Below are 15,078 nucleotides of genomic sequence, written 5' to 3' on the forward strand. Positions count from 1 at the left end.
TACATTAAAGGGGGGATTGGTTTGAAGAAGATTTGTTACGTGCTGTTATCGCTTGTCTGCGTCTTTTTTTTCAGCGGTTGTTCAGCGGGTGAAGAGGCCTCGGGAAAAAAAGAAGACGTTACACTCAGAATCGCGTGGTGGGGCGGGCAGCCAAGGCATGATTATACAACAAAGGTAATTGAACTTTACGAGAAAAAGAATCCGCACGTCCATATTGAGGCGGAATTTGCGAACTGGGATGACTACTGGAAAAAGCTCGCGCCCATGTCTGCCGCCGGCCAGCTTCCTGATGTCATCCAAATGGATACCGCTTACTTAGCCCAATACGGAAAGAAGAACCAGCTGGAAGATTTAACGCCGTATACAAAGGATGGAACGATTGATGTCAGTTCAATCGACGAGAATATGCTATCGGGCGGAAAAATCGATAATAAGCTCTATGGGTTTACGCTAGGCGTCAACGTGCTGTCTGTGATTGCGAATGAAGATTTGCTGAAAAAAGCCGGTGTGTCTATCAATCAGGAAAACTGGACGTGGGAGGATTACGAGAAGCTGGCGTATGATCTTCAGGAAAAAGCCGGCGTCTACGGCTCCAACGGAATGCATCCCCCTGATATTTTCTTTCCTTATTATTTGCGCACGAAGGGTGAACGTTTTTATAAAGAAGACGGCACTGGCCTCGCGTATCAGGATGATCAGCTGTTTGTCGATTATTTTGAACGGCAGCTGAGGCTGGCGAAAGCGAAAACGTCCCCAACACCTGATGAAAGCGCACAGATTAAAGGGATGGAGGACGATTTTATCGTCAAAGGCAAATCAGCGATTACATGGAACTACTCCAATCAATATTTGGGCTTTGCCCGGTTGACAGATTCGCCGCTGTCTCTCTATCTGCCGCCGGAGCAAATGAAAGAAAAGGCGCTGACACTGAAGCCGAGTATGCTGTTTTCCATTCCGAAAAGCTCTGAGCATAAAAAAGAGGCTGCCAAATTTATTGATTTCTTCGTGAACAATAAAGAGGCAAACATGCTGATCAAAGGCGAGCGGGGAGTGCCAGTATCCGACAAGGTGGCGGATGCGATTAAACCGAAACTGAATGAGGAAGAAGCCAACATTGTGAAGTATGTGGAAACCGCATCAAAAAACATCAGCAAAGCCGATCCGCCGGAGCCTGTGGGAAGCGCGGAGGTCATCAAGCTGCTGAAGGACACGTCTGATCAGATTCTGTATCAGAAGGTATCCCCGGAAAAAGCCGCCAAAACGTTCCGGAAAAAGGCCAATGAGATATTAGAGAGGAATAATTGACGGGAAATGGGGCTGACGCAATGAAACAAAGCCGGAGTATGAGAAAAGACAATCTGGCGGGATATGCTTTTATTTCTCCGTTTATCATTGGGTTCCTATGCTTTACGGTCATTCCGATGGGGGCGTCCCTGTTTCTGTCCTTCACAAGCTATGACTTGTTTACGGCGCCGAAATGGATCGGGCTCGACAACTTTAAGGAAATGTTTACGGGTGACGAAAAGTATTGGCAGTCGTTGAAGGTGACGTTTACGTATGTGCTTGCCGGGGTTCCGCTCCGCCTCGGCTTCGCGCTTTTTATCGCTGTCATCTTAAACAATGCAGCAAAAGGAACGGCCATTTACAGAACGCTCTTTTATCTGCCTTCAATCATCGGCGGGAGCGTGGCTGTGGCGATTATGTGGCGCAATATTTTTGGCAATGACGGGGTCATCAATGCGCTGCTGTTTTTTGTCGGGATTGATCAAAAAATTCTCTGGTATCAGAACCCGACAAGTGCGTTGTGGACACTGATTCTGCTTTCCGTCTGGCAGTTCGGGTCATCAATGCTGATTTTTCTGGCCGGGCTGAAAAACATTCCGTCTGCGTATTTGGAAGCGGCAAGTGTGGACGGGGCGAATCGGGCGCAGCGTTTCTTTAAGATCACGCTTCCGATCCTCACACCGATTATCTTCTTTAATCTTGTGATGCAGACAATTTCAGCATTTATGACATTTACACCTGCCTATATCATATCGAAGGGCGAGGGAGGACCGCTTGACGGGACGCTTCTGTATTCGCTCTATTTGTTCCAGCGGGCGTTTAACTATTTTCAAATGGGCTACGCATCGGCGATGGCGTGGGTCATGCTTATCATTGTCGGGCTGATAACGCTGATACTGTTTAAAACATCGTCCTATTGGGTTCATTACGAGTCAAAGGAGGAATGACGGATGGAGCCGGTCAACCAGCCTGTCAGAGAAGTCCCGGTTTTTGAGAGGAAAAAAACCGGGCGCGTCAGGCCCAAACGCATACTGTTCCATGTTTTTACGGCATCGCTGGCGGTGTTATTGCTGTATCCGGTCATTTGGCTGTTTGTCAGCTCATTTAAGGAAAGCGCCAGTATTTTTACAACCTCTCATTCTCTCATTCCCGATCCTTTTATTCTCAGTAACTATGCTGAGGGATGGAAGGGCATTGCGGGGCAGCCGTTTCTGACCTTTATTAAAAACTCGGCGATTATTGTGGGGCTGTCAACAATCGGCGCCGTCCTGTCATCGGCTGTCATTGCTTACGGATTTGCGCGTATTCCGTTTAAGGGTAAAAAGTTTTGGTTCGCGTGCATGATGGGGACGTTAATGCTGCCCCATGAAGTGCTGATGATTCCGCAGTATATTATGTTTGCGAAATTAGACTGGCTGAATTCCTTTAAACCGATTGTCGTTCCGCAATTTTTCGGGCATGCGTTTTTTATTTTTCTGATGATCCAGTTTATCCGGACGATTCCCGAGGAGCTGGATGAGGCCGCACGAATCGACGGGTGCGGGCGCTTTGCCTGCTTTTGGCGGATCATTCTCCCGCTGATTGCCCCAGCGCTCGCGACGTCTGCGATTTTCTCCTTCTATTGGAAGTGGGAGGAGCTGATTCAGCCGCTTTTGTATTTGAATAAACCGGAGCTTTACCCTGTTTCACTTGCGCTGAAGCTTTTTCTCGATACGGAATCGGCTTCGAACTGGGGCGCGATGTTTGCCATGTCGGCCGTTTCATTATTGCCTGTGATTCTTGTATTCTTTTTGTTTCAGAAATATATCGTTCAGGGCATCAGTACGACCGGATTAAAATAAAAAGGAGTGTTGCAGATGGCACAGCTTATCTTTGATGAAGAAAAGGTGGCGTCCGTCATTGATCGGATCGTGAAACGGACATTTCAGATGGATTTTGCGTGGGATTGGCCGGGCGGCGTCGCATTTTACGGCGTGGCGGAGGCCTACGAGGCGACGGAAAACGAGGAATATATCAATCTGCTAAAAACGTGGGTGGATGAACAGCTGGAGGATGGGCTGCCGCCGCTTTCGATCAATGGCGTTTCTATCGGGCATACGCTTTTGTTCCTCCACAAGGTGACGGGTGATGAGGTGTATTTGGAAACAGCGGGCGAGATGGCGGAATATGTGCTGCATAAGGCTCCGCGCTTTGGCGAGGGCATCCTTCAGCATACGGTGAATGCGGCTGAATATGTATTTCCTGAGCAGGCATGGGCAGATACGCTGATGATGGCGGGGCTGTTTATGCTGAGAATCGGGCGAGTGATGGAGCGTGAGGATTATTTTGAAGATGGTCTGCGCCAGTTTCACGGACATGAGGACGTGCTTCAGGACCCTGTCACGAATTTGTACTACCACGCCTGGGACAACAAAGCGCAAAATCATCTGTCGGGGATTTATTGGGGCAGGGCGAACGGCTGGGCGGCACTCACAATGGCAAAGGCGCTCCCGCTCATTGAGGTGACGCATCCTTCCTTTATGATCATTGACGGATCGCTCAGAGACCAGCTGAGCGCGCTTGTCCGGCTTCAGGATGAATCAGGGCTGTGGCATACGATTTTGGATGATCCGGATTCTTATCTGGAGGTTTCGGCATCGGCCGGTATTGCCTCTGCTCTGCTGTCGAGCGGAAAGCTCTATACAAAATATGTGCAGAAATCGCTTGCCGCCATTTTGGATGCGGTGGAAGAGGACGGACGGGTCAGCAAGGTATCGGCCGGGACAGCTGTCATGAAAAATGCCGAAGGATACAAACAGGTGCCTTACAAACGAATACAAGGATGGGGACAGGGACTTGCGCTGACGTTTCTTGCTGATGTGTTGAGAACGAAAAAACGCGTGTATCAGTAAAGACCAGAGGCGGGGGGAAAGGGATGAAAAAACAGCCTCAACAGAAGGAACGGGTTTCTCGCTGGAAGGGAACGTATTTCAAAAGAAACTTTTTCTTCATTTTGCTGATTGCCTGTATTCCCGGATTACTGACTGGCGGCGCAATCTACTTTCTTTCGATCGACAAGGTGGAGAAAGAGCTGCAGAGATCGCATGAAGCACAGGTGGCGCGTGAGGTCAGCCGAATGGATGAGAAGCTGGGCGTGCTTGAGCTGGCTCTCACCCAGATGGCCTACGATTCTTCGCTGATGAACGGATTGGCCGAGAGGGATTTGGAGAAAGACTTTACGTTTTCCTATCAATTAACGAAAAAGCTGTTTCTTTTGCGGGACCAGCAGCCGCTGATCGAGCGGGCTTCCATCTTTCTGAACAGCCCCCGGCCTCTTGTGCTGAGTCCCGAATACAGCGCTTTGACAGAACGGGAGGCGCTTCGCAAGTATCGCTCGCTGCTTGCCTCAGACCAAAGCATTTATTGGAAACGGTCGGGGAATCAAGCGATGCTGATCCAGCTCATTCCGGGCGCGGCGGAGAAACCGTTTGGCGCGATCATGCTGGCGGTTGATCTGAAAGAAATGGCATCGATCCTGCAAAGCTTGTCCCCTTATCCTGATGGCAGTGCGCTGCTTTTGGATCAAAATCAAGAGGTGCTCTTTCATGAGGGGGAAAAAGATTTTGAAAAGACTTTGCTTCATGAGGTAAAAAAACAGCCGAATGAGAAAGGCCATTTTCAGATGGAATGGGACGGCAAGGTGTATTCCGTTTCCTTTGGAGAAATGAACCGAATGCATCAGCAATGGACCTTTGTGTCAGCGGCGCCTCTTTCTGCCATTACAGCGCCGATGGTGTTTTTATCCAAAGTAATCATTGTGATGCTTGTCATTTGCATCGGTTTGGCGGTATGCATGACATGGTATGCATCAAAAAAAATCTATCGTCCCATCCAGCATTTGCTTGGCTTGTTTACCGGTGGAGAGAAGAAAGTATGGCAGGCATCCGGGCAGGATGAATTCAAGTGGATTGAAAAGAGATGGCAGGATCTATCCCTTGAAAGCCGGAAGCTCCAAGAGCAGCTCCTGCGGCAGACGCCCCATATGAAAAAGAGTTTTTTGCAGCATCTCTTGCAGGGTGATTTTTACTACGACAACGAGGAAAGTCTCAGATCTCGGATGGAGGAGGCCGGCTGGAACATCGGCGAAAACGAGTTTCATGTGCTGGACCTTCAATTGACAGGGCTCCGCTGTGAAAAAAGCATCTTCTGTTGTGATGATGAACAGCTCGCTATGTTTACACTGACTAATATCGCTGAGGAATTGGCGGCTAAACGCATTTTTCAGCTCTCCATACTTGATATCGGCCGGCTTTCTGTCACCGTGCTTGTGGTGACAACAAACAGCTCTGATCTCAAAATGTATATAACGGAGCTGGCACGCCAATTTGGGGATGTAACCGGACTATGCCTGACCGCAACATTGAGCAGCAGGACGGAGCGTGTCACGGAAATCCCTTCTTTATTTCAGGATGTGAAAAGCGGCAAATCCCGCAGGCAGTTTGCCAATCGGAACCAGGTCATTGATTTACAGGCCGACTTCCCGCAGGATAAGCAGTCTGCCCCTTATTACCCTTTTGAGCTGGAAAAACAGATTGTTCAGGCCATCCGGCTGGAAAGAAAACAGGAAGCCCAGGAACTGATAAATAGCTGTATGAAGGAACTCGCGGAAAAGGCGGCCATAGACAGGCATGTGCATTCTGCTCTGATTCAGCTGTTCTCCCGCATTCAGGAGGATATTTTGCATTCCGGTCTTAATCCCAGCGAACTGTTTCAGCATCGGAATCTGCTTCTTGATATTTCAGAATTGCGCGAACCTAATGAAGCGGCAGCCTGGCTGATGGATATTGTGGTGACGCCTTACCTTTCCAAGCTTGAAGGCAGAAAAAACAGACAGCAAAAGCAGCTGGTAGAACGTGTGATAGCGATGATTCACGATCAGTATATGGCGGATATTTCTCTGGAAAGCTGTGCCGATGCGCTTGGCATGAATTCATATACGTTAAGCAAGGCATTTAAGCAAGTAACCGGCATTAACTTTATCGATTATGTGACCCAGATCAGAATCGAAAAGGCGAAAGAACTGCTAGTCAATACGAATAAAAAAATTCATGATGTGTCAGAAGAAGTCGGCTACCGCCACAATTACTTCAATCGGATTTTTAAAAAACAGGTCGGCATGCCGCCGGGTGTCTTCAGGCAAATGTATCAGGAAACGCAGTGAAAGGAGAGAACATGTGATGGAGAAACCGATTCACGTATTTTTGGCCGGGGATTCCACTGTGAGTGACTGCCCGCCTCATGAAGCGCCGATGGCGGGATGGGGGCAGGTATTCGGGCAATTGTTTTCTGAAGAGGTAGTGGTGCACAATCACGCCAAAGGAGGAGCAAGCACCAACTCTTTTGTGGAGGAAGGAAGGCTTCAAGCAATTGCCGAGCGCATGACACAAGGCGATTATTTGTTGATTCAATTCGGCCACAATGACCAAAAACCGCGGGGGACGAAGCCGTACTCCACATTTCAGCAGTTCCTTACCTTGTTTGCAGATACGGCACGCGAAAAGGGCGCGCATCCTGTTTTCGTCACATCGGTGCAGCGCCGCCGCTTTGACGAAAACGGACGGATCGAGCATACGCTCGGTGAGTATCCCGATGCGATGAAAGCACTGGCGAAGGAGTTCGATGTACCTGTGATTGATCTGCTCGCGAAAACAAAGGTGCTGTATGAAGCATACGGTCCTGAGGAGTCAAAGCGATTGTTCGTTTGGTTTCAGCCGAATGAACATCCGAATTATCCGGACGGCATTGAGGACAATACGCATTTTTCGGAAAAAGGAGCAATGGAGGTTGCGAAGCTTGTGGCAGAAGGCATTGAAGAGCTCGGACTTCCGCTGAAGGACCATCTTGTGAGCCGGGAGGGAAAAGAACATGTATAAGAAAGGCGCGTGCCTGTACCGTAATTCGCTCCAGTCAGAAAGCGATGTGAAGAACTGGCGGATGGAGGGTGGCGGACAGGTCTCATTTGATGATCACAGCATGCACCTGTCACATGTCCAGGACGAAGCGCACTTTGTCTTTTGGTGTCCGGAAACCTTTCCAGACGGCATCATAGTGACATGGGATTTCTCCCCGATTGAGCAGCCGGGACTATGTATGCTGTTTTTTTCCGCTGCGGGGATTGGGGGCGAGGATTTATTTGATCCAAGCCTCCAGAAAAGAACGGGAAAATACCCCGAGTATCATTCAGGGGACATCAACACTCTCCACCTGTCATATTTCCGCAGAAAATACCCGGAGGAAAGAGCATTCCGCACCTGCAATTTAAGAAAAAGCCGCGGTTTCCACCTCGCCGCAATGGGAGCCGATCCGCTGCCTTCTCCAGACGACGCTGATTCTCCGTATCGTATGAAGCTCATTAAAGACAAAGGCTATGTGCGCTTTTCAATCAATGATCTGCCCATTCTTGAGTGGATGGACGACGGCAGCACATACGGGCCTGTATTAACTAAAGGAAAAATCGGGTTCCGGCAGATGGCGCCCATGAAAGCCGCTTACAGGGATTTTGCCGTACATCAAGCGGTGAGAAGATGAAGACGGCCGTAACGGATGCGCTCTATGCAGGCTGCGAAGCGGTGGTGAAAATCGCATGGCTCAACGGGCTGTGGCTGTTGTTTACCCTTTTGGGCGGCGTTCTTTTCGGATGGGCGCCGAGCACAGCCGCGATGTGTGCCGTGATAAGAAAATGGCTGATGGGGCAAAAGGATGTACCGGTATTTCCGTTATTTCTCGATACCTATAAAAAAGAGTTTCTCAAAGTTAATGCGATCGGATTGGCGTTTTCGGCTCTTTTGCTCATATTGTCTGCGAACTATCATTATTTTTCGGCCAGTACGGATTGGCTGTCCTTTGCCGTAACAAGCTGCACGCTGCTTGCAGGGCTATTGTATATCATCGCGCTGATGTATGTGTTTCCCCTTTATGTGCATTACCAGCTCCCGCTTCGCAAATATATTCCGCAGGCACTGCTGTTTGGCGCCATGAGCCCGATGACGACCGGCTGTATGCTGATCGGGTGCGGATTTGTCCTTTATTTGCTGTATACGCTTCCCGGCCTGATTCCATTTTACGGCCCATGTTTATTTGGGCTTGTGATGATGTTTTTTGCTCTTAGGGGATTTCAAAAGGCGGAGGCCCAGCATCACCAAGCCGGGTAACAAAAAAATGACACATATGCAAAAAAGTGCAGTGGCCGAAATAGGCAGATGCAAAAAAGTGAAATTGAAGACAGCTCACACAGCGCATAAAATCCAATTTAGGTAAGCGCTTACAGAAAAATAAGAAGGAGCTGTCTGATGATTACACGAAGGAAACGCATGTTTACCACTGTTACGTTGCTGGTCTTGTTGGTGATGGGAGCCTCTGTATATCCTGTGAAAGCTGAAGGGGCAGCGCGGCAGATGGAAGCGCTGAACCGGGGGCTTGTCGCGGTCAAGACGGACGGAGGCATTTTTGTCAGCTGGCGGTTTCTTGGCATCGAAAACGCATCTGTTTCGTTCAATGTGTACAGAGACGGGCAAAAGCTGAATGCTTCGCCTGTCAAAGCCACGAACTATGTGGATAAAAACGGATCAGCCGGCTCAACGTATACGGTTCGGGCCGTCGTTAACGGTACCGAACAGGCGGCATCTGAAAAAGCCTCCGTATGGGCGCAGCCGTATCATTCTGTCCCGCTGGATAAACCGGCTGGCGGCACGACGCCAAAAGGTGAAGCTTACACCTACATCGCCAATGACGCAAGTGTTGGCGATGTGGATGGTGACGGGCAATACGAGCTAATCCTGAAATGGGACCCATCTAACTCAAAAGACAACTCGCAGGATGGCTATACAGGTGACGTGCTGATTGACGCGTATAAACTGGACGGAACGAAGCTATGGCGGATCAATCTCGGCAAAAACATCAGAGCGGGCGCGCACTACACCCAGTTTATGGTGTATGACCTTGATGGTGACGGAAAAGCGGAAGTGGCGATGAAAACGGCGGACGGGACAAAAGACGGCACTGGAAAAGTGATTGGAAATGCCAATGCTGATTACAGAAATGAACAGGGGCGTGTGCTGTCAGGGCCGGAATACCTTACTGTGTTCCAGGGAGCAACCGGGAAAGAACTTGTTACATCAAATTTTGAGCCGGCACGCGGCAATGTATCGGATTGGGGAGACAGCTACGGCAACCGTGTTGACCGTTTTCTCGCCGGCATCGCCTACCTTGATGGACAGCGGCCGAGTCTGATCATGACCAGAGGGTATTATGCCAAAACCATGCTAGTCGCTTATAACTTCAGGGACGGAAAGCTGTCAAAGCTTTGGACGCTTGACTCCTCAAAGTCAGGAAATGAAGCGTTCGCAGGACAAGGGAATCACAACCTGAGCATTGCGGACGTTGACGGGGATGGAAAAGATGAGATTATTTTCGGCTCAATGGCTGTTGATCATGACGGCAAAGGCATGTACTCAACGGGCTTAGGCCATGGGGATGCCCTCCATGCCGGGGATCTTGATCCGAGCCGGCCGGGGCTTGAGGTGTTTCAGGTACATGAGGACAAAAACGCCAAATACGGCTTATCCTTCCGTGATGCGGCAACCGGAAAAATCCTTTGGGGCATCTATGCCGGCAAGGACGTAGGCCGCGGAATGGCTGCTGATATCGACCCGCGTTATCCGGGGCAGGAAGTGTGGGCCAACGGTTCCCTTTACTCAGCGAAAGGGGCCAAAATCGGAAGCGGGGCTCCGTCCTCGACCAACTTCGGCATATGGTGGGACGGCGACCTGCTGCGGGAACAGCTGGACAGCAACCGAATTGATAAATGGGATTATCAAAACGGCGCATCGAAAAATGTGCTGACCGCATCAGGCGCAGCCGCAAACAACGGCACAAAAGCAACGCCGTCACTTCAGGCTGACCTGCTTGGTGACTGGCGTGAGGAAGTGGTGTGGAGAACGGAGGACAGCAGTGCGCTCCGCATTTATACGACGACCATTCCGACTGAGCACAGGCTGTACACGCTGATGCATGATCCTGTGTACCGGCTTGGCATCGCCTGGCAAAATGTCGCCTATAACCAGCCGCCGCACACAAGCTTCTTTTTAGGAGACGGCATGGCGGAACAGCCAAAACCAAATATGTATACGCCTTAACTGAAAGGGGGAAGGAACGGGCTGCGTGCAGCCCGTTCCCATCAAATGAAACCAAAAAAGAGGCAAATGGAATACTTGACCAGAGGTTTGATTGCGGTACAGACAGAACAGGGCGTGTTTGTCAGCTGGCGTTTTCTCGGAACGGATCATGAGACGACGGCTTTTCACCTTTATCGGGATGGAAAGCGAATCACCCGCGATCCGATCGCTGACAGCACTAATTTTCTTGATCAAAACGGAACGGCAGACTCTGTTTATCAAGTGGCGGCTGTCAATAAAGGACGGGAAGAAAAGCTTTCCAAGGAAGCACGTGTTTGGCAGGAAAATGTTCTTGAGGTTCCGCTTGCCAAACCGGAAGGCGGTGTGACGCCGGACGGAAAGCCGTACACTTACAGCGCCAATGATGCCAGTGTCGGAGATGTAGATGGGGATGGAGAATATGAAATAATCCTGAAGTGGGATCCGTCCAATTCAAAAGACAACGCTCATGACGGTTATACCGGGGAGGTGCTCATAGATGCCTATAAACTGGACGGCACCTTTTTGTGGCGCATCAACCTCGGCAGAAACATCAGAGCGGGCGCTCATTATACGCAATTTATGGTGTATGACCTGGACGGTGACGGAAAAGCAGAAATCACTATGAAAACAGCTGACGGCACAACAGACGGGAAAGGACATATCATCGGTGATGAGCATGCCGATTTTAGGAACGAACAGGGCAGAATTCTGTCCGGACCGGAATATTTGACCGTGTTTAAAGGAGAAACCGGTGAGGCGCTCACCACTGTTGAATATGAACCGCCCCGCGGCAAGCTGGAGGATTGGGGAGACGGCTATGGAAACCGGATGGACCGTTTTCTCGCCGGAATCGCTTACTTGGATGTGGAGCGGCCGAGCCTTGTAATGGCACGCGGCTACTATACGAGAGCGGTGCTCGTGGCATACGATTTCAGAAACGGAAGGCTCAAAAAACGCTGGGTATTTGACTCCAACCAGCCGGGACATGAAGCGTACGCAGGACAGGGGAACCACAGCTTGAGCGTGGCAGATGTGGACGGAGACGGAAAGGATGAAATCATCTATGGCGCAATGGCGGTCGATCATGACGGAACCGGCCTGTACTCAACGGGGCTCGGACACGGAGACGCGATGCATGTAGGGGATCTGGACCCGTCACGAAAAGGGCTTGAGGTGTTCCAGGTGCATGAGGATGCCGCGAAGCCGTACGGACTGTCACTGCGGGATGCCGGAACCGGTGAGATATTATGGGGCGTCCACGCTGGAACTGATGTTGGCCGGGGCATGGCGGCTCATATTGATCCAAGCTACAAAGGGTCGCTCGTCTGGGGAATTGATCCGCCGGGCAATGATGGTATGTCGTATGGGCTTTTTACGAGCAAAGGAGAAAAAATCAGCGACAAAGCGCCCGCTTCAGCCAATTTCGCCATCTGGTGGGACGGAGATTTGGTCAGAGAACTGCTTGATCATGACTGGGACGGAACGATTGGCAGGCCAAAGATTGAAAAATGGGATGCTGAAAACAGCTGTCTGAAGACGATATTTCGGCCGGACGGCGTGCTGTCCAACAATGGCACGAAAGGAAATCCGGTTCTTCAGGCCAACCTGTTCGGGGACTGGCGGGAAGAAGTGATATGGAGAACGGAAGACAGCAGCGCACTCCGTATCTATACAACGACACATCTCACTCGCCACCGTTTTTACACGCTGATGCACGATCCGGTTTACAGGCTCGGCATCGCCTGGCAGAATACCGCCTACAACCAGCCGCCGCACACGAGCTTTTATCTCGGTACAGGGATGAAAAAGCCGCCGAAGCCCGAACTGTACATAGCGGGCAGTAAAGCTGAGGCATCACTGTAAGAGGACTAAGGGATAAGAAGCAGCCGTATAAAAAACGAGGAGGAATGAAAAAATGGCAAATCATATTTATCTTGCCGGCGATTCGACTGTTCAAACGTATGGAGACAGCACAAATCAAGGGGGCTGGGGGCAGTTTCTCGGCTCGCATCTGCCGGAGCATATTCTAGTAATCAACAGAGCGATTGGGGGAAGAAGCTCGAAAACATTTGTGGAAGAGGGCAGGCTTCAGGCGATCCTTGATGTGATCGAGCCGGATGATTGGCTGTTTGTGCAGATGGGCCATAATGACGCATCGAAAAATAAGCCGGAGCGCTACACCGAGCCCTATACTACCTATAAACAATATTTAAAACAGTACATCGCAGGCGCGCGGGAAAAAGGCGCCCATCCGCTTCTCATTACCCCTGTAGCGAGATTTCACTACGAAAACGGCGTGTTTTTGAACGATTTTCCTGATTATTGCATTGCCATGAAGCAGACGGCTGCTGAGGAGAATGTCCAGCTCATAGATCTGATGGAGAAAAGCCTTGCTTTCTTTACTGAGAAGGGCGAGGAAAAGGTGTACACCTATTTTATGGTGTCAGAAGGGATTAACGATTACACGCATTTTACAAAAAAAGGCGCAAATGAAATGGCGAAACTTGTGGCAAGAGGCATAAAGGAGCTCGGCCTGCCATTGATAGAATCGATCATCAAAGAAGGGTGAAGAATGTGAGGAGAAAACTATATCATGGGGCTTGCTATTATCCGGAATTATGGGATGAAGAGACGATTCAGCAGGACATTGACATCATGCGTGAAGTTGGCGTGAATGTTGTGCGGATTGGCGAATTTGCCTGGTCTGTCATGGAACCTGAAGAAGGAAAAATTGACATCGGTTTTTTCAAAGAAATCATCATCCGGCTGTATGATAGCGGCATCGAGACGATCATGTGCACGCCGACGCCTACCCCGCCGATTTGGCTGTCACACGGCTGGCCCGAACGCATGCATGTCAATGAAAAAAGAGAGATCATGGGGCATGGCTCCCGTCAGCACGCCTGTACGAACAACCCATACTTCCGAAAAAGAGCCGCCATCATCACGACAGCCATCGCCAAGGAGCTTGGCAGGCTCCCGGGGCTGATCGGCTGGCAGCTAGACAATGAGTTTAAATGCCATGTCGCAGAATGCATGTGTGAGACATGCTTGCGCTTATGGCATGACTGGCTCAGAAACCGCTATGGCGTGATTGAGCGGTTAAACGAAGCATGGGGAACCGGTGTGTGGAGCGAAACCTATCAGACGTTTGAGCAAGTGCCGCAGCCGGGGCCGGCCCCGTTTCTGCATCACGCCTCTTTAAGGACCATGTATCAGCTGTTTTCGATGGAGATGATCGCTTCGTTTGCGGATGAACAGGCCAAAATCATCCGCTGCTATTCAGATGCGCCGATCACGCATAACGGATCAGTCATGTTCAGCGTGGACAATGAGCGAATGTTTCAGAATCTCGATTTTGCCTCCTATGATACGTACGCTTCGCAGGAAAACGCCTCTGCCTTTTTATTGAACTGTGATTTATGGAGAAACCTGAAACAGGGGCGCCCATTTTGGATTTTGGAAACGAGTCCGTCGTATGCCGCCTCGCTTGAAAGCTCCGCTTACCCGCACGCCGACGGGTATTTGCAGGCCGAAGCCGTATCGTCCTACGCCTTAGGAAGCCAGGGGTTTTGCTACTGGCTGTGGAGGCAGCAGCGTTCAGGCAGCGAGATTTCCCACGGTTCGGTTCTCAGTGCCTGGGGCGAGCCCACCATCGGCTACCCAAATGTGCTGGCGGTTGAGCGGGCAAGAAAGGAAATCGAACCGATTATTCTATCGACTGAACCCGTTCAAGCCGAGGCAGCGATGACGTACTCTGACAGAGCAAAAGCATTTATCAAAACTGAGCCTCACCGGGGACTCCGGCACCGTTCGCTTGTGACGCATTTTTATGAACGCCTTCTCAATACGGGGATTCTCCGTGACCTCATTCCGGAAGGCGCTCCGCTGGACGGCTATCGTTTGCTGTTTACGCCATTTGTGCCGCATTTGTCTTCTGAATTTATCCAAAAGGCTTCGGCGTTCGCTGAAGCCGGCGGCATCTGGATCGCCGGGCCGCTGACAGGAGGGCGCACATGCGAGCATACGATTCATACCGATTGCGGACTTGGCGAACTTGAGAAAACGTCAGGGATCAAAACGCTGTTCACCTTTCCGATGAACGAGAACATGAATACAGGAAAAGCGTTTGGCATCACGGCGCCGCTCGGGCTGTGGAGCGCGGTGTTTGACACAGAGAGCGGAAACACCCTTGGCACGGTTGAATCGGGACCGGGAGCGGGCCATGCTTTTTTGACGGAACGAAATTACGGCGAGGGGAAAATCGTCATGCTGGGCTCGCTTCCAACCGGGAAAGACGGGGATGCGATGCTGGAGGCGCTTGTCAGGCATTACGCCGCTGAGGCAGCCATTTCTGTCCGCTCGGATGTGACACCCGGCACGATCGTTGCCCCGCGCAAAGGCGATAACGGCCTCGTGTGGATCATCGTGAATATGGATGGAAAAGGCGGAAGCGTGACACTGCCGGAAGCGGGAACGGATCTGTTGAAAAAACGTTTGGAAAAGGCGGGGAGGCTGGCGGTGGGACCGCATGAATACCGTGTAATTCAGTTTGACAATCACAGCTGATTCTTTGCATCGAATCAGCTTTTTTCTATGG

Annotated in this window: 12 protein-coding genes; all 12 read left to right on the forward strand. The window is 50.6% G+C overall.

The features are described 5' to 3' along the window. Positions 1–21: 21 nt before the first annotated feature. The gene (locus tag C1T29_RS04550; protein ID WP_095432161.1) at positions 22–1,305 is read left to right on the forward strand and encodes an ABC transporter substrate-binding protein; all 1,284 of its coding nucleotides are present in this window, start codon (positions 22–24) and stop codon (positions 1,303–1,305) included. Further along, positions 1,302–2,231 carry a carbohydrate ABC transporter permease gene (locus tag C1T29_RS04555; RefSeq protein WP_082033060.1) on the forward strand — a complete coding sequence of 310 codons (930 nt, stop codon included), beginning with the start codon at positions 1,302–1,304 and terminating at the stop codon, positions 2,229–2,231. Before C1T29_RS04550 ends, C1T29_RS04555 begins: the two co-directional genes overlap by 4 nt. Positions 2,232–2,234: 3 nt before the next feature. Beyond that, positions 2,235–3,125, forward strand: a complete 891-nt coding sequence (locus C1T29_RS04560; RefSeq protein ID WP_014663123.1) for a carbohydrate ABC transporter permease — start codon at positions 2,235–2,237, stop codon at positions 3,123–3,125. Positions 3,126–3,140: 15 nt separating this feature from the next. After that, positions 3,141–4,175 carry a rhamnogalacturonyl hydrolase YesR gene (gene yesR / locus C1T29_RS04565; RefSeq protein ID WP_040083904.1) on the forward strand — a complete coding sequence of 345 codons (1,035 nt, stop codon included), beginning with the start codon at positions 3,141–3,143 and terminating at the stop codon, positions 4,173–4,175. A gap of 23 nt (positions 4,176–4,198) precedes the next feature. Further along, the gene (gene yesS, locus C1T29_RS04570) at positions 4,199–6,484 is read left to right on the forward strand and encodes a transcriptional regulator YesS (RefSeq protein WP_103750036.1); all 2,286 of its coding nucleotides are present in this window, start codon (positions 4,199–4,201) and stop codon (positions 6,482–6,484) included. Between the two features lie 13 nt (positions 6,485–6,497). After that, positions 6,498–7,196: a rhamnogalacturonan acetylesterase gene (gene rhgT, locus C1T29_RS04575; RefSeq protein ID WP_103750035.1), complete on the forward strand. Its 699-nt coding sequence runs from the start codon at positions 6,498–6,500 to the stop codon at positions 7,194–7,196. After that, positions 7,189–7,851 carry a YesU family protein gene (locus C1T29_RS04580; RefSeq protein WP_103750034.1) on the forward strand — a complete coding sequence of 221 codons (663 nt, stop codon included), beginning with the start codon at positions 7,189–7,191 and terminating at the stop codon, positions 7,849–7,851. Before rhgT ends, C1T29_RS04580 begins: the two co-directional genes overlap by 8 nt. Further along, a complete protein-coding gene (locus tag C1T29_RS04585; RefSeq protein WP_103750033.1) occupies positions 7,848–8,474 on the forward strand; it encodes a YesL family protein in 627 nt (208 codons plus the stop codon). Before C1T29_RS04580 ends, C1T29_RS04585 begins: the two co-directional genes overlap by 4 nt. A 120-nt stretch (positions 8,475–8,594) precedes the next feature. Then, positions 8,595–10,457, forward strand: coding sequence for a rhamnogalacturonan lyase (gene rhgW / locus C1T29_RS04590; protein ID WP_103750032.1), 1,863 nt, complete (start codon positions 8,595–8,597; stop codon positions 10,455–10,457). Between the two features lie 45 nt (positions 10,458–10,502). Then, positions 10,503–12,341, forward strand: coding sequence for a rhamnogalacturonan exolyase (rhgX, locus tag C1T29_RS04595; RefSeq protein WP_095432170.1), 1,839 nt, complete (start codon positions 10,503–10,505; stop codon positions 12,339–12,341). A 52-nt stretch (positions 12,342–12,393) separates the two neighbouring features. Beyond that, positions 12,394–13,047 carry a rhamnogalacturonan acetylesterase gene (locus tag C1T29_RS04600; RefSeq protein ID WP_095432171.1) on the forward strand — a complete coding sequence of 218 codons (654 nt, stop codon included), beginning with the start codon at positions 12,394–12,396 and terminating at the stop codon, positions 13,045–13,047. Positions 13,048–13,052: 5 nt separating this feature from the next. Further along, complete coding sequence (gene yesZ, locus C1T29_RS04605) at positions 13,053–15,047, forward strand: beta-galactosidase YesZ (protein WP_103750031.1); 1,995 nt, start codon at positions 13,053–13,055, stop codon at positions 15,045–15,047. The last annotated feature ends 31 nt before the right edge of the window (positions 15,048–15,078 follow it).

Source organism: Bacillus sp. MBGLi79 (assembly GCF_002953915.1).